The 22,571-nt window shown below is 42.1% G+C and carries 11 protein-coding genes and 3 tRNA genes; 9 read left to right on the forward strand and 5 right to left on the reverse strand.

The genetic code is table 11. From position 1 onward, the window contains the following. Positions 1-128: 128 nt before the first annotated feature. A complete protein-coding gene (locus tag BGP76_RS18745) occupies positions 129-1,577 on the reverse strand; it encodes a polysaccharide lyase family 7 protein (RefSeq protein WP_147407523.1) in 1,449 nt (482 codons plus the stop codon). A gap of 471 nt (positions 1,578-2,048) precedes the next feature. Between BGP76_RS18745 and BGP76_RS18750 the strand changes: the two genes are divergently transcribed. Further along, a complete protein-coding gene (locus BGP76_RS18750) occupies positions 2,049-4,544 on the forward strand; it encodes a chondroitinase-B domain-containing protein (protein ID WP_119845830.1) in 2,496 nt (831 codons plus the stop codon). 94 nt (positions 4,545-4,638) lie between these two features. Beyond that, positions 4,639-6,960, forward strand: coding sequence for a chondroitinase-B domain-containing protein (locus BGP76_RS18755; RefSeq protein ID WP_119845988.1), 2,322 nt, complete (start codon positions 4,639-4,641; stop codon positions 6,958-6,960). A 233-nt stretch (positions 6,961-7,193) separates the two neighbouring features. On the opposite strand, the gene BGP76_RS18760 is transcribed toward BGP76_RS18755, so the two are convergent. Next, entirely contained in the window at positions 7,194-8,594 is a 1,401-nt protein-coding gene (locus BGP76_RS18760; RefSeq protein WP_119845831.1) for a polysaccharide lyase family 7 protein, read from the reverse strand. Between the two features lie 546 nt (positions 8,595-9,140). Here BGP76_RS18760 and BGP76_RS18765 point away from each other — a divergent pair. Continuing rightward, a complete protein-coding gene (locus BGP76_RS18765) occupies positions 9,141-12,155 on the forward strand; it encodes a TonB-dependent receptor (protein WP_119845832.1) in 3,015 nt (1,004 codons plus the stop codon). Positions 12,156-12,202: 47 nt separating this feature from the next. Then, positions 12,203-13,816, forward strand: coding sequence for a RagB/SusD family nutrient uptake outer membrane protein (locus BGP76_RS18770; RefSeq protein ID WP_158584341.1), 1,614 nt, complete (start codon positions 12,203-12,205; stop codon positions 13,814-13,816). Between the two features lie 301 nt (positions 13,817-14,117). Here the strand turns inward: BGP76_RS18770 and BGP76_RS18775 are convergent, their stop codons facing one another. Then, on the reverse strand, positions 14,118-14,765 hold the full coding sequence (locus tag BGP76_RS18775; RefSeq protein ID WP_119845834.1) for a response regulator transcription factor: 648 nt from the start codon (positions 14,763-14,765) through the stop codon (positions 14,118-14,120). Continuing rightward, positions 14,765-16,900, reverse strand: a complete 2,136-nt coding sequence (locus BGP76_RS18780; protein ID WP_119845835.1) for a tetratricopeptide repeat protein — start codon at positions 16,898-16,900, stop codon at positions 14,765-14,767. Before BGP76_RS18780 ends, BGP76_RS18775 begins: the two co-directional genes overlap by 1 nt. 130 nt (positions 16,901-17,030) lie before the next feature. Between BGP76_RS18780 and BGP76_RS18785 the strand changes: the two genes are divergently transcribed. After that, entirely contained in the window at positions 17,031-19,052 is a 2,022-nt protein-coding gene (locus tag BGP76_RS18785; RefSeq protein ID WP_119845836.1) for a PKD domain-containing protein, read from the forward strand. Positions 19,053-19,268: 216 nt separating this feature from the next. Here the strand turns inward: BGP76_RS18785 and BGP76_RS18790 are convergent, their stop codons facing one another. Further along, a complete protein-coding gene (locus tag BGP76_RS18790; RefSeq protein WP_119845837.1) occupies positions 19,269-20,219 on the reverse strand; it encodes a phosphatase PAP2 family protein in 951 nt (316 codons plus the stop codon). A 558-nt stretch (positions 20,220-20,777) separates the two neighbouring features. Between BGP76_RS18790 and BGP76_RS18795 the strand changes: the two genes are divergently transcribed. The 4 genes from BGP76_RS18795 (at position 20,778) to tuf (ending at position 22,475) form a co-directional block, all read left to right on the forward strand. Further along, positions 20,778-20,863 (forward strand) — tRNA-Tyr (locus BGP76_RS18795). Positions 20,864-20,900: 37 nt separating this feature from the next. After that, positions 20,901-20,973: transfer RNA gene (locus BGP76_RS18800), tRNA-Gly, on the forward strand. Positions 20,974-20,987: 14 nt separating this feature from the next. Then, positions 20,988-21,059: transfer RNA gene (locus BGP76_RS18805), tRNA-Thr, on the forward strand. A 228-nt stretch (positions 21,060-21,287) separates the two neighbouring features. Next, positions 21,288-22,475 carry an elongation factor Tu gene (tuf, locus tag BGP76_RS18810; RefSeq protein ID WP_073122864.1) on the forward strand — a complete coding sequence of 396 codons (1,188 nt, stop codon included), beginning with the start codon at positions 21,288-21,290 and terminating at the stop codon, positions 22,473-22,475. Positions 22,476-22,571: the final 96 nt, after the last annotated feature.

Here is a 22,571-nt window from a genome sequence, read left to right on the forward strand (position 1 = left end):
TCAACCTGCCATTGTTTTGGTATGTCAAAAATTGAATAACCAAAAATGATTTTGGACACATAGAACCTTGACGTAAGTCTTATTACATCAATAAATTCTATTTTGGTTAACTCAATTAATTGTCTCTATTACAGGAGTTCCATGTCGTAGATTACGACTTCTGCGAGTTGATCGGGATCTTCATCAGGAGAACTCTTTCCGTTGCATTGGTTTTGAGCACTGGATTGAGAGTAGCACCCTGCTTTGAAGTAACAGTTTTTCAAGGTTTTGTCCCAGATCAGTTTGTTCTCACCGTTGTAGTTGACGATCACTTGGTTGTTTTGTGCTATTATTTCAAGTTCAAAAATCTCCCCCAAGGTATAATCTAGATCTAACGCTACGACTTGTTTACTGTTTTCGTAAAAACAGGCGAGGTAGCCAGTGTTATCATCAGGGTCACCTTCCTGAGTAATAGTGCCTAAGCAAGGGTCATCGGTGCTCCGCGTGTATTTCCCTGGGCTATTTCCAGTATACCGTATCAATATCTGGTCGTCACCATTGTGTATTTGTCCTGCTACGACCTGCGGTTTTTGTGTAGGGGCTTTGGTGATAGCTTGGCGTAGATACATGCGGTGCATGGTACTGCCTTCATTGCTCCAGTCATTGTTACCACTTCTGTTGTACTCGCGTAGCTCTGTTCTGGGGTAATAGGTACCACTTGATGTTCTTGCTCCTCCACAGTTGGTGGCAAATTTGACACCTATGTCTTTACCAGCATCGTCCTGTACTGTTTCGAAAAATCCATAAGTACTTTCTGAATAGGTCAATAGTTCGTCAGGCTTGATCTCGAGTGCATCGCCTGGTTGGTTGTCTGTGACGTATTCTCCACTTTTGCTCAGGGGTAATGTTAGTTTCCATAGTCCACGCATGTGTAGTACCGAGTGTGGAGTGCCCGTACCGTCTTCGTCTTGATGTACTGTGACGATGTATTCTTGAGTTGAACCATCCTCTGCAGTGACAGTATAGGTGATCGGGTTGCTAAAATCCTGTGTCACGCCTGATTCTGGAGAGATACTTGCTTTTTCTGAGATTACTAGTGTCGGGGTGAGTGCACTTTGACTAGATTGATAAGGAACCCACGCGTGTACTTCTTGATACTTATTATCCACGGCACCTGGTACCGTTGGATCTAGATCTTCGAATGTGAATGATATAATCTCTTTGCTGTCACTGAGTGGAGCAGCTTCTTTGCTGACAGTTACTGAATATGTATGGCTAGTGCCATCCTCTGCTGTTACAGTATAGTCTACCGAGGAACTGAAGTTTTGACTAGTTCCTGACTCGGGAGAGACCGTAGCTTTGTCTGATATGGTGATGCTAGGCGTTAAAGCGGTCACATCTGTATCGAAGGGTACGGTTAGGTCTATCACGTTATCAGTGATGACCCCATCTACCTCTGGATCTAGCTCTTCTAGTACAAAGGTTTCTATTTGTTTTGCGTCGTTTAATAATGCTTCGGGTTGCTCATCTTCCTTACATCCACTCCATATTAACGCTAGGAGGCTCCATGAGCCCAATAGTAGTAAATACTGCTTCATAATCGTTCTTTTTTCTTTAGTCTTCTTCTCGAATGAGTAAAACAAACCTAAGTAATAATTGATCCATAATCAATTGGATCACTAAATAAAACACAATTGGTTTACCAATTGTGTTTTGTAACGACATCTATTCCAAATGGAAAACCTGTCTATTTGTAATAGATACTGCGCTTGAGAATGATTGGGGGAGTTGTTGGAAAATGTTTTGAGTTGGAATTCAGCTTGTTGTAAGAGGTTTTGTAGTGTTTGAGTTGTTTCTAGGCCAAGCTTTGCTAGCTTGGAAACTGGCTATTTTATGTGGACACTTGTTTTTGTGCTATTCTCTGGGCTGTCCTACTATATGACTTTATAGGGACTACTCAGTGCTATTTTTTGTCTCAGTTTTCTCATTTCAGATAATATACCTATATTGGTTGACCAATTTTTGGATTTCCAGAAGTTGGGCATGAAAGAGATTATAAAGACTAGACTATGAACAAAAACAAACTATGGAAAACAGAGTTGAACTCTGTTAAGAAACTCTGTGCTACAATAGGGTTCATGATATATTGTACGAGCACCTTTGGTCAAAACGTAACGACCGTCAGTGATATCGATGAGCTCAAAGATATTATCAACGCAGCTTCTCCCGGAGATACAATTCAGATTGCAGATGGTACATACGATGGCAATGGTATGACCATCAATGTACAGGGAACGGATATTGCAGATATTACTGTACGTGCCGAAAGTACCGGAGGCGTTGTATTCACAGGAGATACCAAGTTTGTGCTCCGAACTTGCGCCTACTTGACGATTCAAGGAATCACCTTTACCAACAGCGGTACCGCTATTAAACTAGAAGGATCTAATAATATTCGTATTACTCGAAATATCTTTAGGCTGACGGAAGAGTCCTCTACCAAATGGGTATACATAGGAGGGGTTTGGGATCAACCCACTTCTTCGTTTAGTCATCACAACCGTATCGATCACAATCTATTCGAGAACAAAGTAGAAGTTGGCCACTATATCACTATAGACGGGTCAGGAGAGACGGTTCAGTCGCAGTTTGATGTCATCGATCACAATCATTTTCGCAACAATACTCCTCGTGCAACCAATGAAAAAGAATCGATTCGGGTAGGATGGAGTGAAATGTCTGAATCTAGCGGCTTTACGACAGTAGAGTTCAACCTCTTCGAAGAGTGTAATGGTGATCCAGAGATCGTGTCACTCAAGTCCTGCGATAATATCGTCCGTCACAATACTTTTCTCAAAAGTGAAGGAACTTTGTCTCTCAGACATGGCAATAGGAATCGCGTAGAAGGTAACTATTTTTTGGGAGGAGGCGCAGCATGCTCTGTTACAGCTGAGGGGACCTATTGCACTGGAGGGATTCGAGTTTATGGAGAAGATCATGTTATTGTGAATAATTATTTTGAGGGACTCAAAGGTCAAAAATGGGATGCGCCCATTACCTTGACAGAAGGAGATGCCGAATCGGGCAATGGTTCGCTGAGCAAACATTTTCGCATTGAGCGTGCGCTGATCGCCTACAATACCTTGGTCAACAATGATTATGGAATTGAAATAGGATTTGATAACAATGGGAAATACAGTAAGCCACCACGTGATGTGACCATGGCTTATAATATAGTTACAGGCTCGACCAATGATCTTATTTACTATCACAATGAGCCAGACAATATGGTGTGGGTCAACAATATTATGCAACCTACTGGTACTGCTATGTTGACTAGCGATGAAAGAACATTTGAGTCGACGGAGGTTTCGGTAGAGAACCCTTTCCTCTCCTACGACGATGAGACGGGTACATGGAGGTCTACGGACCAGACTCCTGTAGCATTGAGAGCCTCTACAATATTGGATGAGTTGGCAGAGGATATTGAGGGACATAGTCGCCCAGAGACGAGTACCGTAGGTGCAGATCATTATAGTCTCGAATCTGTACGATATGCACCGCTGACAAGCGAAGATGTCGGGCCGTATTCTTTTCACCCAGATTATGACGGAGAGTCCGAAGTGGACTACCTCCTTGTCTCTACTAATGAAATCAGTACGGGAACAAATGCGACTGTATCTTCATTAGATATCAATACTAACCTAGAATGGACGGTATCTACTGATGCGACATGGGTAAGTTTAGATGTTACTAGCGGTACAGGGTCCGGTAGTGTATCCGTTTCGGTCACTGCTAATACGGACTATATGCCGCGTACTGCGACTATACAGGTGTCTGGAAGTGGGTTCTCACGAGACATTACCGTGGTGCAGGCTGCTGCTGTATTAAACTTAGGGGGAGAAAAACTCAATATAGTAGCTGTCATGGCAAGTGCTGAACAAGATGGGAATGGTAAAGAAAATGCCATAGATGGAGATATGGACACGCGATGGTCGGCAGAGGGTGAGCAGCATTTGACTTTAGAACTGGATGGAGTCCACGAGGTGAGTTATGTCAAAATAGCATTTCTCAATGGTGATGAACGTACGACTACATACAAAGTAGACCTGTCTGAAGACAATACGACGTTTGTGAACTTGGTCGCTAAAACAGAAAGCGCTGGTTTTACTGAGGATTTTGAAACGATAGATTTCGAGGATACGATAGCCAAATATATCAAGCTTACAGGGTTTGGTAATTCATCATCGGATTGGAACAGTATCAGCGAGATAGAAGTATGGGGAGAAGCCAATGGTAGTCAGACCACGCTCAGTACTAAGGATCAAAACAGATCGGATATAGTACTTTATCCGAACCCCGTTCAAAGCACCATTCACCTTAAAGGACTAATGGTCCATTACCATGCCTATACACTGTTAGATATGACCGGACGTGTGCTGGAGCACGGTGAGTTGCAAGGGAATGTCATTGATGTCAGTGGCGTTTCTTGGAGTGGGATGGTCATGTTAAAGATCAGTGGTCTTCATGCAAAACCACTTTCTTTCACAGTGATAAAGCAGTAACTTTTAATCGAGTTGTCTTATCAGAGAATAGTCCGTGCAATACATGTTTTTAATCAATCAGGGAGATAAAGAATTTACTACAAATAAAAGAGCAATGAAAAGGAATACTATTTGGCTAGCAGCATTACTATTTTTGGCAGCAGCCTGTCAGGAGAAAGTTACGAGTAATCAGCAACGGGTCGTTACGGACGCTGCATCGTTACAGGTCGCACTGGATAGTGCTAAGGCGGGCGATGTGATCACCATGGCAAATGGGGTTTGGAAGGATGTCCAAATCAAATTTGGAGGAAAAGGAACCGAGGATGCTCCGATAACCCTGCAGGCAGAGACGCCAGGCCAGGTGTTTATAGAAGGAGAGTCGGATTTGAAATTCGGGGGGGAGTATTTAACAGTGAGTGGTCTTTACTTCCGAAATGGGTATACGCCATCAAATGCAGTGATCGATTTTAAATTTGATAAAGAGCAAGTGGCAAATCACTGTCGCATCACCAATACCGTGATCGAGGGGTTCAACCAGATGAGCCGAGATAGAAAGGATCACTGGGTAGAATTTTGGGGTAGAAACAACCAAATGGATCACTGCTATCTCGCGGGAAAATCCAACGAGGGGCCGACTGTCAGAGTAGAGATTAAAGGCAGGAGAAATATTAAGAACTTTCATCAGATCGTTAACAATCATTTTGGTCCTCGTCCAAGAAAGGGAGGACCTAAAGGGGAGACGATCCAACTAGGAGATAGTTTTAGCTCCATGTCTCCTAGCAATACTACAGTAGCCAATAATCTATTCGAAGAGTGTAACGGAGAAGTGGAGATTATCTCTAGCAAGACGAATTTCAACGAGTTTAGAAACAATGTTTTCTATAAGAGTGAGGGATCGCTCGTGACGCGTCACGGTAACTACTGCACGATTGATGGCAATTATTTTATCGGAGATGAAAACTCTGAAAATATTGGAGGAATTAGACTGATCAATACAGGGCATGTTGTGACCAATAACTATTTCTACAACTTGAAAGGAAAAAGTTTTAGAAGCCCATTGGCTGTGATGAATGGGATACCAAAGTCGCCACTCAATCGCTACAATCAAGTGACGGATGTCATCGTCGCGTACAATACTTACGTAAACTGTCCATCTCCATGGCAGTTTGGGGTAGGGACAAACATCAGCCAAAAAGAAGTACTACCACTATCCGAAATCAGGTCCGCAAGGCCGATCCGTACAGTAGTTGCCAATAATCTGATCTACAACGAACAAGGAGACACTGCTCCAGTTGTAGAACACGACAAGGCTGATGGAGTGACTTTTGCTAGTAACTTTATTCAAAATCAAGGTGTTCGGTTTGATGAAAGGCAAGGGTTAACATCTACAGAAATGACACTAGACAAGGTGGGTGAGTTGTTGTACAAGCCTACTACCGCATCAGCAGTAGAGGCATATCAAGGCTTTGAGTTTGATCAATTCAAAACTGATATTTTTGGTAATTCCAGAGCTAACGATACTAGTATTGGTGCTATGATTAAAGCGCCTGCTGCGTACCCTATGATTTTGGATAAGGGTCAGTACGGTGCAGGTTGGTTCTCGAATGAAAAGGAAACCAAAGAACCAAGTATGATCGATGTGCATCCAGAGGGGACAGATCTAGTAGATAAACTTGCCTCTGCAGAAGCGGGAGATGTTATCGTATTGATGCCTGGTACTTATACGCTGACCGAATCTCTGGTAATCAATAAGGCGATTACGATCCAGTCGAAAGATGAGAATCAACTCGCTGAGATCATATACTCCGGAGCTGCTGGTACACCAGCGTTTCAGATGAACCCTAAAGGTGAGCTGATACTCTCTCAAGTTATACTATCGGGTACAGGTACCCAGCAGGCATTTGCTAGCCTCGAACAAAACATGTCTAGTCATTACAATCTTAGAGTCAAAGGATGTGAGATCAAAGGGTTCGATTACGTGCTAAAGGCATATAAGGAGACTTTTGCAGAGGAGATTAGTTTTGCTAATTCTACACTCAGAGATTGTCAAAATGGGATTGAATTATCCCAAGAAACAAATGACAAGGGAGACTACAACGTGGAATTCTTGACCGTAGAGGGGTGCGTATTTGATAATGTAAAAGCCAACGTAATAGACTACTACCGTGGAGGGTATGACGAGTCCACGATAGGTGGTAATCTCTCGGTCATCAACAGTACATTCACACAATGCGGAGGAAAAGAGAGCAACGGAATCTTACTCAACACACGTGGGATTGTTAATGTAAACTTAGAAGACAATACCTTTAAAAATAACTCAGTCAAACTGGTCGCTCTACTGTGGGGTGCGAAGAACAATACGCACGCTAACAATCAAATATCCAACTCAGGTAAGATTGTAGTGCAAGAAAACTTAAAGTTGACGCTTGTTTATTAGTAGATAGAATCTTAATACCCCTAAAGACCTTGTCGTAGTTTGCCTACTGGCAAGGTCTTTTTACTTATATGGGTATCTGTGTGGTAAGAGGCTGCATTCCCTGATTGCTTTTTCATTGTTTCGTAGAATGTATGAGCCGCGAAGAAGGTATTGATTAGTCTAAAAGCCTTAAACCTAAATTGGGTTGAGTAGGTTTAAGGCTTTTAGCCTGACTAGGCCACTAGATTGGTTATTTATTCAGTGTGAGCAGTTCTAGCCGAATATAGAATGACTTGTGAATCTTCGACCTTGTCGTCATTCCATTTAAAGTAGTTTCCAGTTTTGAAATAGTTGTCGTGAATGTAGCCATTTGTTGCATAGTCATACAGTTCTGTATACTCCACGTCGATCCCTTTTGCTTCACAGTGCAACGCATAGTAGAGAACGCCTCTTTTTACGAGCAGTGTAATGGTGAACTTTTCATTGTCTACTTGGCCAATTGAGGTTTTTCTAATGTATTTACTCGTCCAGAGATCTCCTTCTTTGGTGGGTTTTACATAGTGCTCTGTGATCAATTCACCTTCTTTCCAAAGAACCTTGACAGTAGCAGGATCTCCTGGTGCACCCGTTCTACTTCTACCATGTATTTGAGCGACATAGGTTTGTCCATCGCCGTTGCAGAAGTCTACGCTCAGCGTAGAGGCTAAACCATGCACACTTTTTCTATCCATGATCCAGTTGTCTGATGTGGATTGATTTCCTCTCCAATATTCACGGAGTTCGGTTCTGCAGTATCCCGAGCCGTTGATTTCTTTATAACCAGATGTAGTAGCTCCTGTGAATTTGGTGTACATCGTGTAGCTGTCATCATCATTTGGGTAAAAGAATGGAGCGGCATCCTCAGACAAGTTATTATTTTCAATGTCTTCATAGTAGATAGAAGTGGCACTACCGCCATTATCAATTGGGACAGACAGGTACCAGTTGATCCATGTAAACGCTGGGCCTGATGCTAAGTCTACTTCGGTCTCTTCGGCGATGGTCGTGGTATAGGTTTGTATAGAGCCGTCTTCTGCCGTCACGGTATATGTGATAGGAGACGAAAAATCTTGTGCTACACCAGAAGCGGGTGATATTGTAGCGTTCTCTGAAATGACAATGGTAGGGGTTAGGTTGCTTGCTGCAGAGAGGTCTGGTATCCACGCTTTGATTTCTCCCTCGCCAACGTAGGCTGTTACTACAGGGGCTAGTCCCTCAAATGAGAAATTGAGTATTGCATTTGAGGAATCTAAAGGAGGCTCTTCTTTAGTGACAGTAGCAGTATAGACTTGCGTAGAGCCGTCTTCAGCTGTGACGGTATAATCTACAGGGAGTCTAAAGTCCTGAGTTGTTTCTGAAGCAGGAGATAAACTCGCCAAAGCGGAATGAGTAACTGTTGGAGTCAAGGCTGTTACATCAGTATCGTAAGGTACGGTCAATACTATGTCTGTGTTAGTGATGACACCTGTCACCACAGGAGCCAATTCCTCAAAAGAAAAACTCTCTATCTGTTTGGTGTCATCGAACTGTTCTTGTTTGTCTTCTTCATCGCACCCTGTGAGGGTATTCAAGAACAAGAACGCGAATGCGGCTAGTAATAGTAAGTACTGTTTCATAATCTGTCTTTTTTTAATTCTTTCAGTTCCTAATTGAACCTAACAAACCTAGTGGTAAAATCGGATTTATAGTATTGGTTTGATAATAAATATGTAAATTGGTTAACCAAAAATAATATTTGAGACGAGGAATGGTGTATTGCTTTGAGTGTAGTGCAAGTGTAGCATGACGAATGTAGTAGGCAAGAAGAGTAGGGCGAAGTTCATGTCTTGCTAGTGCTAAATCATTTTTCTGGAGTGTCATTGGTTAAATTCAGCACGTTTTATTTGTATGTATATACATGTAAATAACAGTAAAGCTTTCTTTTACTAATGTAGCCTAAGGTTTTAGCAGATGATTTTATTGACCGAGGTTTATGGCGAAGTGAATAGTAGCTCCGCTAGATGCGAGGAAATGACATTTGATAATTTGAATTCATAGGATTGATTTTTTGATAAATGTTATGGAGTTGTTAAGATATTCTCTATATTGGCTTCTCAATCGATTGGTCTACCAATTAATTGATTATCCAATTAGCATTGATTACAAAATTAAGTTTACGAATTATGAAAAGACTATTACTATTAAAAAGTAAGTACATGGCGGTTATTGCCATGTGTTTGTTATCGTTTTGGGCATCTGCACAGACTACTGTGACGGGTGTTGTCACTTCGTCTGAAGATGGCGAAAGTGTGCCAGGTGCTACGGTACTGGTGAAGGGAACGACCAATGGTACGATTACAGATTTGGATGGCAAGTATTCATTGTCAGTGCCTGAGTCTGCCACCTTGGTAGTTTCGTTTGTAGGTTTCGAACAGCAGGAAGTGGCTGTTGGAAGTAGGTCAGTTGTCGACGTATCGTTGAATACTGATTATCAGCAATTAGAAGAAGTGGTTGTAGTGGGGTATGGTACTGTCAAGAAAAGTGACAATACAGGCTCGCTATCATCAGTCAAATCAGAGGAACTCAATGCGTTCCCAACGCTAAATGCGGTACAAGGTCTGCAAGGTCGTGCTGCGGGGGTTCAAATTCAATCTACGAATGGTGGTCAGCCAGGTGCTGCGATGAGCATGAAAATCAGAGGGGGGAGTTCCGTCAATGCGAGTAGTCAGCCTTTGGTAGTGGTAGATGGATTCGTTGGAGGAGAAATGCCACCACCGGCAGATATTGCATCTATGGAAGTATTGAAAGATGCATCGGCTACTGCAATCTATGGTTCTAGAGCAGCCAATGGAGTACTACTAGTTACAACTAAATCTGGCGGTGTAGGTAAAACGAAAGTGGATGTGAATAGCTCATACTCTTATCAGAATGCGAGTAATAGGCTTGACTTATTGTCTGGTGAAGATTATAGAGACTATATCACCGAGATATCATCTAATTATTCTTATGACGCAAGTGTAGATACAGATTGGCAAGACGAGATTTTCAGGCCAGGTCATATTTGGAACAACCAAGTATCTGTCAGTGGAGGGAGTGAAGCTGTCAAATACTATGTGTCAGGTACACAGTACGAGCAAGAAGGTGTAGTGGATAATTCTAGTTATGAGCGATTTTCAGTAACCAGTAATTTGACTTTTAAAGTTTCTGATCGAGTCAATGTTGGAGTGAATTTGTATGGAAGAAGAAGTATTGATCAAGGTGTATTGACTCAAGAGACTACAGGAGGATCAAGTGATACAGGTGTAATTGGTGCGGCAGCACGTTTAGAGCCTGACACCCCTGTTCGTGATGCGGACGGTAATTATACACGTTCTAAAATCGGTGACAACATTGACAATCCAGTAGCAATTGCCAACGGAATTGATAGAGAAAGAATTTCTGATAGATTTCAAACTAATGCATTTGCAGATTTCCAACTGTTGGATTGGTTGAGCTTCAAAACTACATTGGGTGCTGGTGTTACTTCATATCGGGAGGGCGAATTTAAGTCTTCTCAGTTGACTAGAGGTGGTGATGCAGGTATTGCTTCTTTAGAATATGACAAAGGTACTAACCTATTGACAGAGAATTATTTTACGATCAAAAAGGAGTTTGGTGTTCATCGAATCAACTGGGTCAATGGTTATTCCTATCAGAAGAGGGTAGACGAAAACTTGTGGACTGGGGCCAGTGTATTTCCGTCAGAGGCGGTATTGTACTGGAATCTAAGTAGTGGAGCAGAGGGGTCTCCTTCTACCTCAGAGATATCGACTAGAATTTTGAAGTCTTATTACTCTAGAGCGAACTATACGCTACTTGATAAATATGTTTTTACCGCTACAATTCGATATGATGGGGCTTCTAATTTCGCTCAAAACAACAAATGGGCATACTTCCCATCAGGAGCTGTAGCGTGGAATATAGGTGACGAAGCATTCTTACAGTCAGTCAATAGTATATCCAGCATGAAGCTTCGAGCAAGTTATGGCTTGACTGGTAATCAGGGTATCGGAGCCTACGAGTCATTGGCTTCTTTGAAAGCACAATATTCTAACAGACCAGGCGAGGGATCCTTAATCCTGGGTAGTCTGGCAAATCCAAATCTAACATGGGAGACCACTTCACAACTGGATGTAGGGGTAGATATCGGGATGTTCGAAAACAGAGTGAATTTGACACTTGATTATTATAATAAGATTACTTCTGACTTACTATTTGATAGACCAATCCCTTCGTTTTTGGGTGTGGATGAGGATCCTTCTACACAGCTCCAGAACGCTGGCGAGATTCAGAACAGAGGCTTTGAAGCGATGTTGACAACTAGAAATCTGGTCGGAGAACTAAAGTGGAACTCAAATTTTGTTGTTTCTGTAAATAGAAACGAAGTGTTGTCTCTACCTGATTCGGTAGTGCAGTACGAATCTGCTCCAGGTCATTTTGGTATCAATACTGGTTTTCAGCTGCTGCAAGAAGGGCAACCCATGGGAGTCTACTATGGGTTTGTATACGAAGGTGTAACACAGCCAGGAGATGTATTACTCGAAGGTTCGGATGAAAAAATAGGAGGGGAGCAGTTTGCTGACCTTAATAATGATGGAAAACTTACTGATGCGGACAGGAAGATAATGGGTAACCCTCACCCTGATTTTGTTTGGTCTTTTAACAATGATTTTTCTTATAAGAACTTTGACTTGAATATTTATATCCAAGGGGTTCATGGCAATGACATGATGAACTTGACTAGAATGGAATTGGAGTCGTTTCGTGGTACAACGAATGCGTCTACTGCTGCACTAGATAGATATCATGTATTGGACAATCCTAGTGGTAGTATACCTTCTGCAGATCCTGATAGGGTACAGAAAGTTACATCTCGTTGGGTGGAAGATGGTAGTTATGTTCGCTTGAAAAACATAGCACTTGGTTATTCGCTTCCAGAGTCTGTGTTGGAGAGAATCAGAGTTCGTTCTTTGAGGTTCTATGTGAGTGCGCAGAACATATGGACACTCACTAACTATTCTGGTTTAGATCCAGAGGCTGCCTATGGTAACGAAGGACCGAACACGAACAATGCTGATTCTAACCGTAACCTAGGCTTGGACTATGGTAGTTACCCGAACGTGAAAACATACACCGTGGGACTAAACTTAGGCTTCTAAAAGTAGCCTTATCAATGAATTGTCAATTATTAATAATTAAGAATATTATGAAAAAATCATATATAATCTCAGCAATGTTCGCTTTGGTCATGGTGTTTTCCATGTCTTGCGAAGATTTGGACGAGAGACCTGTTGGGGTACTAGCACCAGAGGGCTTGTTTAAGACTGTATCAGAATTACAATCAGGTGTAAATGGCGGTTATTATTTGATATGCCGTGAAGAGTTTCATGGGCGTAAGCTGTCTTTGGCTCTTTTGTTAAGATCCGACATGGTAGGTATTGGTGATCCTACGACCGGAGCACTCAGACATGCTTGTGACCTAATGGAGATGGAACAGAATAATGGTTTTGTAGATTCTTTCTGGAATGTAGGTTATAAAGCTTTAGCGGCGGCAAATACCGTGATTAATGCAAGAGATGTAGTCTCTGGAGATGAGGATGAGATCAATGCAGTAGTAGCAGAGGCATATTTCCTCCGTGCATACATACATTATGTATATGTGAGGCTTTTTGGAGAATTTATCTATATGGATGGTACGCCATTTGAGGATCCTTACATGGCACAGCAATCTTCGGTAGCGGATATTTATGAGGGCATCATAGCGGATTTAGAATTTTGTAAGCAATGGTTGGTTGACGTCCCAGCGGATAGATCTCACCCTAGTAAAGCAACTGCATATGGTATGCTTGCATCTGTGTACATGACCAGAGCTACTTCGGAAGCCTCTCAGGGGTCTGATTGGCAGGATGCTTATGATAATGCAAAACACGTTATCGACAATGAAGGAACATATGGTGTTAGCCTAGATGAGGACTACTATGATATTTTTGCGCCAGATTTTACTTCGTCAGAGGTATTGTTCAAACTCAATATGATTGCCGCAGACAACCATGGTATTACGCCTGGAGATATAGGAGGACAGAATGCAGGTACAGATCAGATCACTGCTGTGACTGGCCCAAGAGGAGATAGACGTTTCGAAGATCTCAATGATGCAGCGTTTGGTTGGAGTGCGGCTGTTCCAGAGTTGAGAGTGTATAGTACTTGGGATGGCAAGGATTACCGTAAGGCTGTAAGTCTTGATACGGCGATCACGTATGGGGATACGACAGATTATTATTTCACTAGATGGGACATTATTGAGCAAAATGTAGCTAGACCAGCAATTGCCAAATACTTTAGGGCAGTTGGAGAAGCAGGGTTGAGAACTGGGACTAAGCAAGGTGCAAGTCTGAGAGATTCCAATGTGAAGCCAGTTATTTTGAGATATGGTGAGGTTGTATTGATAGCTGCAGAAGCGGCTGTCGAGTTAGGTCTCGATGGAGAAGCTGTGAAGTATATCAATATGATTAGAGAGCGTGCTAGAAATGCAGGTGGCTCTGGCCATAGCAAGTATCCACCGAGTGCAGTGCCTGCTGCGCACCCAGGAGGGGTTACCGTCGATGACGTCATAGAGGAGCGTAGGTTAGAACTTGCTTTCGAGGGGGTCAGATGGTACGATATCGTTAGAAGAAAATTGGGTAAAGTGTATTCTGGAACTGCTCCAGCACTAGAGGACAGAGACTTTGATGAGTCTGTGGATTATCTATGGCCTAAATACTACGTTGATGTTGATCTACTGGATGGGTTGACTCAAAACCCTGGATACGAAGGTTTGTAATCTGAGACTAGAAAGTAGACTAGAATTCTTTAATTGTACTAAAAGGACTGTTCATCATGAACAGTCCTTTTTTTATAAAAAGAGAGTTATTAGGGAAAAGAAGGGGTCAGTCAGTAAAGTTGGGGGGAATTCGGTAGACAGGTTCGATATTTTTTATTCCAATCATTCAAATTAACCTCAAGGACATATAAGAGATGGCTATTCACGAAAAACAATAATGAATTTCGAACAATGAATCTTGAATCACGAAGTAACCCTCGATCTCTCGCCAGAAATACCGACTGATCCAAAAGAGCAGCGTTTACAGCAGAACAAACCCTTCTCTGATGGCATACTTGATAAGGTCTGCGGTGGAGTTGACTTTTAGCTTCTTTTGGATATTGGCTTTGTGAGATTCGACGGTTTTGATACTCAGGGATAGGGCAGCTGCTATTTGTTTTTGGAGCTTCCCTTCTGCTAGGAGTTGGAGTACTTCGATCTCTCGTGGGCTGAGGAGTTGTTTGTGTGTTTGATCTTGCTGTACACTATTAGCGAACCCTTCAAAAGCGATGTGAGATATACTCTGTCCAAAATAATGTTCTCCTTGATGTACGCGCTGTATGGCTTCCATGATTTCTTCTTTGCTAGCATCTTTGGTCAGGAAACCACGAGCACCCGCTTTGACGCATGCTTCGATGAGAGACGAGTCATTTAGGGCGGTTAATATTATAATGCCGACTTGTGGACTGGAGGCCTGAAGTCTTTTGGTGAACTCAAGTCCTGATTCTCCCGGTAGATTCATGTCGAGCAGCAGAACATCTGTCTGACCCAATAGTCCGCTATTGATATATTCGTTAGCAGATCGAAATGCACCTGCAATGTGCAACTTCGCCTCATGCTGTAATAGGGAGATGAGTCCCTGTAGCATGATTTTGTGATCATCGACAAATACCAAATTGATTTTATTCATTAGGCTGCTTGATTTGATTTAGGCAAAGATATAGTGAAGACACTTCCTTTGTCAGGTGCGCTATCGACGTGGATCATTCCTTGATTTTTTTTGATAAACTCATGACATAGGATGAGGCCCAACCCACTGCCTTTATTGGGTGAATGACCAATTTTGGAGGGATCTTTGGTGATGTCAAAGAGCATCTTTTGTTCGTGCGTACTCATACCAATACCAGTGTCATGAATACTGACCTTGACGAACTGTTCATCATACGAGCCATGTATGTGGATAGCCCCGTCAGGGTGGGTGAACTTGACGGCATTGGCTAAGAGATTCCTAAACACCAAGTCAATGGTAGCGAGATCCGCATGAGCATAGAGTTGAGTATCCGTACTCATGTTTACTTGTATGTTTTTGTTTTGTACCGCGGACTGTATGAGTTGGATATTTCGTTTGAGTAGCTCGCTCAGGTCTAGTGTTTGTGTATTTATCGCAAGAGACTTAGTCTGAGAGAGAGCCCACTGTAGTAGGTTTTGTAGGAGCTCGGATAGTTGCTGTGTTGACTCGCCGAGATAGTCTAATTGTTCGTGCAGCTCTGCAGTAGAATAATGTTCTGCATTTTCACGGAGACCGGTTGTGAGCATCTTGAAAGCCGAAAGAGGGTTTCGCAAATCGTGTGCGATAATGGCGAAAAATTTATTTTTGGCAGCATTGAGTTTTTCTAGTTCTTCGTTTTGAGTTGCGAGCTTTTGTTCCGCTTGTTTTTTGAAGCGATAGCGACTCCATAGTACGAGTGCTAAGATGGCTAATAATGCCAGAGCAGCCAATAGCCCGTTTCTAAAGGTGTTTTGTCTTGCTAGATTTAGAGCCGTGATTTCATTCTCTTTGTCTAGAACAGCGATGCGATTGTCGCGATTGGCGATTTCGTAATTTTTTTGCAGACTGCTGATTTCTTGGACTTGCGTGGCATTGAGGATACTATCGGCATTGGCTTTGAACTCTTCGTGATAGTTGAGTGCTTGGCGGTAGTCTCCTGTGGCTTTGTATAACTCGTAGTAGCTTTCTGCAATACTTTTTTTGAGTACAAAAGAGTTAAGCTCAGCAGCAATCGTATTGGCTTGATCTAATGTCGTTTTTGCTTTGTCAAAGTCTCTCATCAATCGAGAATTGATAGAAATGCTTACTTGAGATTGTGCGACATTGGTCCGCATGCCCGATGCTGAAAAAATCGGTAAGGCTTTTTCGTAGTAGTCAATACTGCGTGGGTAGTCGTCGAGAGAGAAGTAGACAGACGCAAGATTATAGTAGGCAAAAGCAAAACCTACAGTGTCGGCGATGGATTGGCTCAGTGATAAGGCTCGTTCGTTATGAAATAGCGCACTGTCGTACTTCTTTTGCTTAGAAAAAATGTTGCCTAGATTAAGATGGCTGATGCTTAGCCCAAAAGTGTTGCCCGATGCTTGCTGTTGTAGCATGGCCTTTTGATTGAATCGGATGGCTTCTTCATAATTGCCCATATTTTTAAATATCTGTGCCACGTTGTTATAGGTCGTGGATAGGTTTTTTGTGCCCATGGCCTCTTTAATGGTCAAGGCGTTTAGGTAAAAATCTATGGCTTCTTGATTAAGTCCCAGGTGGTTAGAGACATTGCCGAGGTTGTTGTAGGCTTTAGCCAAACTAGAGGAGTCGTGGACTGATACCGCGAGTGCTACTGCTTCTAGTAAAGGTTCACGAGCAGATGTCATTTGATCCAGTTTGGTCATTTGGACTCCAGTAATGATCAGGGCATGGATGAGTAACCGGTTGTCTCTAACCTTTCGGATTTTCGGGATGATTTGATTGAGGCTATCGATGCTTTGCTGACGGCTGTGGATCAGTCCGATTGCGCTAGACTCTTCTATTTGTATCCAATATAGATCTTTCGTTTGACCGAGTTTACGTGCCAATTGTTTTCCTTCTCTAGAATAATTGAGCGTGCGCTGCGCACCTTCTCGGTCTGATATACCATGGTTACATAAATCTACCAAAGTAGCCAATCTCTCGTGGGCAGACTGACTGTCTAGTACCGCTCGAATGCTGTCCTGAGTCGTTCTTTGATCACTGATGCTCAGTGTCGTACTCAGGACGGTAATGATTAAAAGTTTGATTGTCATGGTGTTTTTGAAGCTATTTTAGGGATTTCCTGAGTGGGTTTCAGGGTAATTCCTGATTGATTTCCCCCTTGTTTCAACCCTAAATTAGCCAAAAGAAACAAATTGGATTAATCAAATAAAAAATAATATTATGCCATCTTATTCGAATTTTCATAAACTCATGCGCAACATGCTGTTGCTTGTACTAATAACCGGTCTTATTTCTTGTGGAGAGGATGATGGGGGAGACCCAAACGGAGGCACACTCACTGTAGATGCTGGGCCTGACCAGACAGTAGAGTTAGGTGATGAAGTCACTCTAGCTGGGAGCGGAACTGCAGACTTACTTTATTTTTGGGAATTTACGACAGTCCCGTCATCGGTTGGTTTTGCGCTAGTAGATGACCCTGCTGATCCTAACTCTACTTTTACACCTACCGAGGCAGGTACTTATGTGCTACAGCTTACGGGAGAAAATGCTAATGGAGATACGGAGAATGACGAGATGACACTGACTGTGGAGACGGGAGATGTGCCTGAGGAGATAGGCGGTACGATCAGTACAGACCGCACGCTGGTCAATCGATTTGAAGATCCAGATCTGCCAGATTATATCGCCTCGTCCATGGTCAGTGTACAAGCTGTACTGACAATTGACCCAGAGGTCAAAATTATTTTTGCCGAAGATCAAGGACTCGAAGTGACTACTGGAGGAAGTATTATTGCTGTAGGTAGTGGTACGGAACCTATCACTTTCATAGGAAAAGATGAAGTGAAAGGCTACTGGATGGGTATCAATATCCTGTCCAATAATCCTGCTAACACACTAGAATATGTGGAAGTTCGCTATGGAGGGAGTAGTGGCTTTGACGGAGCGAATGTGAAAGCTAATGTCACGCTCAAAGATGCAGGTCGATTGAAAATGGCACATTGTACCTTGTCAGAAGGTGGGGGGGCAGGTGTTGCCTTGAGAAGTTTGACTTCTACATTAGTTGACTTTACTAGCAATACCATCACACAAAACGAAGTGCCGGCAACAGTTCTTTTTACTCATTTTCATTATTTCGATGGACAGTCGGATTACAGTGGGAATACTGATGATTATATCGATTCGGAAACTACGAGCCACGATACATCAGAAGATGTGACTTGGGCAGCGTTAAATGTACCTTATAGATTACCAGCCAATATTGCAGGAATTCAATCCGATGTTGTGATTGAAGAAGGTGCAGAATTTATCGGTCAGGAAAACAGTGGTTTGCAAATCATGGATGGAGGTTCTCTGAATGCTGTGGGAACTGCTAATTCCAAGATTGTATTCCGTGGTGAGCAGGACGTAAAAGGTAAATGGATAGGCCTATCATTTCATTCTAATACTATAGCCAATGAACTGACGTACGTGGAGATATATAACGGCGGACAAAAAGGTTTCGATGGAGCTAATCTCAAAGCCAATATCATGGTAGATGATGCAGGGCGTCTCAAGATGACAAATGCTCTGTCGACCAAGAGCGCTGGCTATGGACTCTATACCCGAGATTTGGAGAGTACACTCGATGATTTCGCTAACAATGTACTAACTGATAATGATGCTCCTGTCATGACGAGATACAGTCACTATCATTATTTTGACGCAGCGTCGGATTACTCTGGTAATACGCACGACTATATAGATTCTTACTGGGGCAACAAAGAGAGCACACAGACTTGGACGTGGGAGGCTTTAAACGTGCCCTATCGATTAGCACCTAATGTTGAGGATATATACTCTAATGTTACGATACTGGCGGGGGCGGAGTTTATCGGTCAGCCTAATGGTGGATTTCAAATCCAAACAGGTGGCTCCATGAAGGCCAATGGAACGAGTGTCAACCCTATTGTATTCCGAGGAGAGCAGGATGTGACCGGATATTGGAAAGGCTTGCGTTTTTTGTCCAATATGCCTGATAATTCTTTTGTCTACACTACTGTGTCTAATGGTGGAGAGGAAGGGTTCGATGGAGCGAACAGAAAGGCAAACGTAGAAGTAGGCGGGGCTTCAGCTCAGTTCTCGGCGAATAATTGCACCTTTAGCAAGAGCGGTGATGCGGGGGTTCGCGTGCAGTCAGGAGGCGCTTTTTCTGATACCAATAACACTTACTCTGGTAATTTAGGAGTAAATGTGGATAGCTAAATGGCTAAACGTAAGATTTTAACCTATAGCGTTAGGTTATGTATTTACCCCGGGTTGGCTTTGGCTGATTCGGGGTAACTTTTTAGTGTAGATTATACAGCGTTTCATCAAATGATAGTCATACTAATAAGTGAGCTCTTTATCATTTGGAATGATAAAGAGCTTCTGGTTTGTTAGATAAGCTTAGGTTTTGCTCTTCCGTACACAGGTTGTTTACTAGGATAGTAGTTTTAGTTTGATAGAGAGCCATGGTGCAATGTAGATACCTGACAGCGCTGATATAGTATAGCGAATGTACTGAAGGAGATGATTGATATAAGAATTATCCGTCCAATCAATAAAGGGTAGTTTTTTTAGTAAAACGATAGGAGCAACGATGAGAGCCATTGTCAACAACGTCCGAATGAGTTTTATGACGATTGATTTACTCTTGGGATCAAAACCCAGTGTTGTTTTTTCTAGCCTGGCACCAATCAAGATTCCAAAAATGAACCCCAAACTCCCTGTGAATGCCGTCGGTAGGTTTGTAATGTTTGCGTCTTTAATAAGTAAGGTCGTCAGCCAAAAAAGCAGACTGACTCCTATGGAGGTTAGCGATATTTGAAATAGGCTAAGTTTATTCCAGTGCTGGCACACCTCCTCTTCATACTTCAAAACGATTGCCAAGATGAGCCCTCCAAAGCCCCAGCCTAGTATAATGTCTTCTAGGTAATGCACGCCCAGATATGGTCTGGAAAAGCCAATTAATAAAATGAAAGCTAGTGCTATGATCCTGAAATGTAGGTTATGATACGTATGGTGTAAATATCCAAAAAATGGCACAGAAGCCATTGCATGCCCAGATGGAGTGGAAAATTCCATGGCAGTAACCTCGGCGTAACTGTGCGATACTTCCCAGTGTTTTAAGTAGGTACCTTCTAGGACAAAGGGTCTGGGGTTAGCAATAATCATTTTGAGTATTTGATTGATTATTGTTGTAGAAAGTACAATTACAGCTAGTCGTAAGGCTAGTTTTTTGTCGTACATCATGTAAACCCCCACAATAATTAAAATATAACCTTCTTTATCCCCTATAAGAGTGAAGGTATGTAAGATCAAGATCCAGAACTCGGTTCGGTATTCGGCGATTGCTTTAAGAGCATCAAGTCCAAGTGGGAAATCAGGCATGCTTTGTTTTTTATGATGGAAATAGTTCAGTACTATGGAGTATACAGGATGGTTTATACTGAATACTAGTGAAAGCCGCAGTTGAGTAAAATAGAGTAAGACTTGTTGAAGTCCAACTTAATGATCTAAGAAAGGCATTCTCAGCTAATGATATAAGACGATTCTGGAACATAGCAAAGCGTTATTCAAATCATAAAAAAATTGATTGTCAACTCTATAATGTGTAAGGAGAGGGGGAGTAGGATTTTTTATATGATTCCATCCCATAAAACGATTGTATTCATAGATATAAACATTAGCTTTGCAGTCCTGTTGAAAATCAGTTTCTAAGTAAGTCCGTAGGGATTGCTAGCTTTAGTTTTTTGTCAGCTCGATCGTTTGACAGAGACAGTTGAAATCGATTTAGGATAGGGTTTTGGAAAAATATTCGAATGTTCTGAAAATAAATTTCCAAAAATTTGAATAAGAATCAAAAGCATATAATTTTGCACTTCCTAAAAAACGAGAGAGTGATTTTCTTCCCTCGGTTTAGGGAAGGTTCTTAAATTTAATGACCAAGGGGGGATACCAAAGCGGCCAACTGGGACGGACTGTAACTCCGTTGACTTATGTCTTCACAGGTTCGAATCCTGTTCCCCCCACCATTGGCCGTGCCATGCAAGCATGGTGCGTTTATAATAAGCGGGAGTAGCTCAGTTGGTAGAGCGACAGCCTTCCAAGCTGTAGGTCGCGGGTTCGAGCCTCGTCTCCCGCTCTTATTATTGATTAGCCGATGTAGCTCAGGGGTAGAGTGCTTCCTTGGTAAGGAAGAGGTCACGGGTTCAAATCCCGTCATTGGCTCAAATTTTGAGCTTTTTATGGTTGAGCTAAAATTACCCAGTAAATTGAAATGAGTGGCCAAGCAATATTTATCATTCGATAATTATTCTCTTTATCCAGTCATCTTTTTATTTTCTGAGTCTTCTTTCTTTGTTAAAGAAGCTATTGGCGAGAATTATGTGTTGCTATATATGTAGTGTAGCATTTTTATATTTAAATAAGTTTTAACTAAAATAGGAATTTTCAGACATGGCTAAAGAAACCTTTGACCGTTCGAAACCTCACGTGAATATTGGTACTATTGGTCACGTGGATCACGGTAAGACTACTTTGACAGCTGCTATCTCTTCAGTATTAGCAAACAAAGGTCTTGCAGACGTAAAAGATTTTGGTTCGATTGATAACGCACCAGAAGAAAAAGAAAGAGGTATTACTATCAATACTTCTCACATTGAATATCAAACAGAATCTAGACACTACGCTCACGTAGATTGTCCAGGTCACGCCGATTATGTAAAGAACATGATTACTGGTGCTGCTCAAATGGACGGTGCTATCATCGTGGTTGCCGCTACTGATGGGCCAATGCCTCAAACTAGAGAGCATATCTTGCTTTCTCGTCAGGTAGGTGTTCCTGCTTTGGTTGTATTCATGAACAAAGTGGATTTGGTCGATGACCCTGAATTACTTGAGCTAGTTGAAATGGAAGTAAGAGAATTGCTTTCTGAATACGACTTCCCAGGTGACGATATTCCTGTAATCGCTGGTTCTGCGCTTGGCGCATTGAACGGTGAGCCTGAGTGGGTTGCTAAAGTAGAAGAGCTAATGACTGCTGTGGATGAGTATATTCCATTGCCAGAAAGAGCTGTAGATAAGGATTTCTTGATGCCTGTTGAAGATATATTCTCTATTACTGGTAGAGGTACTGTTGCAACTGGTAGAATCGAAAGAGGTGTGACTAACACTGGTGATGCTGTTGACATCATTGGTATGGGTGCAGAGAACATGAAATCTACAATTACTGGTGTTGAGATGTTCAGAAAGATTTTGGATAGAGGCGAAGCTGGTGATAACGTTGGTCTACTCTTAAGAGGTGTTGAAAGAGATCAGGTGAAAAGAGGTATGATTATCTGTAAGCCTGGATCAGTTAATCCTCATGCTAAATTCAAAGCTGAAGTTTACGTGCTTTCTAAAGAAGAAGGTGGACGTCACACTCCATTCTTCAACAGATACCGTCCACAGTTCTACGTAAGAACAACTGACGTAACTGGTGAGATCATGCTTCCTGAAGGAGTAGAAATGGTTATGCCTGGTGATAACGTAACTATCGAAGTTACTTTGATTAATAAAATCGCCCTTGAAAAAGGATTGAGATTTGCGATCAGAGAAGGTGGTAGAACTGTTGGTTCAGGACAAGTAACTGAAATCTTAGACTAAGGTCTAAGGTCTTATCAAGAATATAACAATGCGCTTCATTAATAATAATGAAGCGCATTTGTTTATATGATTTATATATACTAATTTTGCAGTCCT

Source organism: Reichenbachiella sp. MSK19-1, assembly GCF_003590315.1.
Taxonomy (GTDB): Bacteria; Bacteroidota; Bacteroidia; order Cytophagales; family Cyclobacteriaceae; genus Reichenbachiella; species Reichenbachiella agariperforans.

Excerpts from the sequence above, each read along its gene's own strand:
- BGP76_RS18745 (WP_147407523.1), bottom strand. The coding sequence starts at position 1,577 with ATGAAGCAGTATTTACTACTATTGGGCTCATGGAGCCTCCTAGCGTTA.
- BGP76_RS18750 (WP_119845830.1), top strand. The coding sequence starts at position 2,049 with ATGAACAAAAACAAACTATGGAAAACAGAGTTGAACTCTGTTAAGAAA.
- BGP76_RS18755 (WP_119845988.1), top strand. The coding sequence starts at position 4,639 with ATGAAAAGGAATACTATTTGGCTAGCAGCATTACTATTTTTGGCAGCA.
- BGP76_RS18760 (WP_119845831.1), bottom strand. The coding sequence starts at position 8,594 with ATGAAACAGTACTTACTATTACTAGCCGCATTCGCGTTCTTGTTCTTG.
- BGP76_RS18765 (WP_119845832.1), top strand. The coding sequence starts at position 9,141 with ATGAAAAGACTATTACTATTAAAAAGTAAGTACATGGCGGTTATTGCC.
- BGP76_RS18770 (WP_158584341.1), top strand. The coding sequence starts at position 12,203 with ATGAAAAAATCATATATAATCTCAGCAATGTTCGCTTTGGTCATGGTG.
- BGP76_RS18775 (WP_119845834.1), bottom strand. The coding sequence starts at position 14,765 with ATGAATAAAATCAATTTGGTATTTGTCGATGATCACAAAATCATGCTA.
- BGP76_RS18780 (WP_119845835.1), bottom strand. The coding sequence starts at position 16,900 with ATGACAATCAAACTTTTAATCATTACCGTCCTGAGTACGACACTGAGC.
- BGP76_RS18785 (WP_119845836.1), top strand. The coding sequence starts at position 17,031 with ATGCCATCTTATTCGAATTTTCATAAACTCATGCGCAACATGCTGTTG.
- BGP76_RS18790 (WP_119845837.1), bottom strand. The coding sequence starts at position 20,219 with ATGCCTGATTTCCCACTTGGACTTGATGCTCTTAAAGCAATCGCCGAA.
- tuf (WP_073122864.1), top strand. The coding sequence starts at position 21,288 with ATGGCTAAAGAAACCTTTGACCGTTCGAAACCTCACGTGAATATTGGT.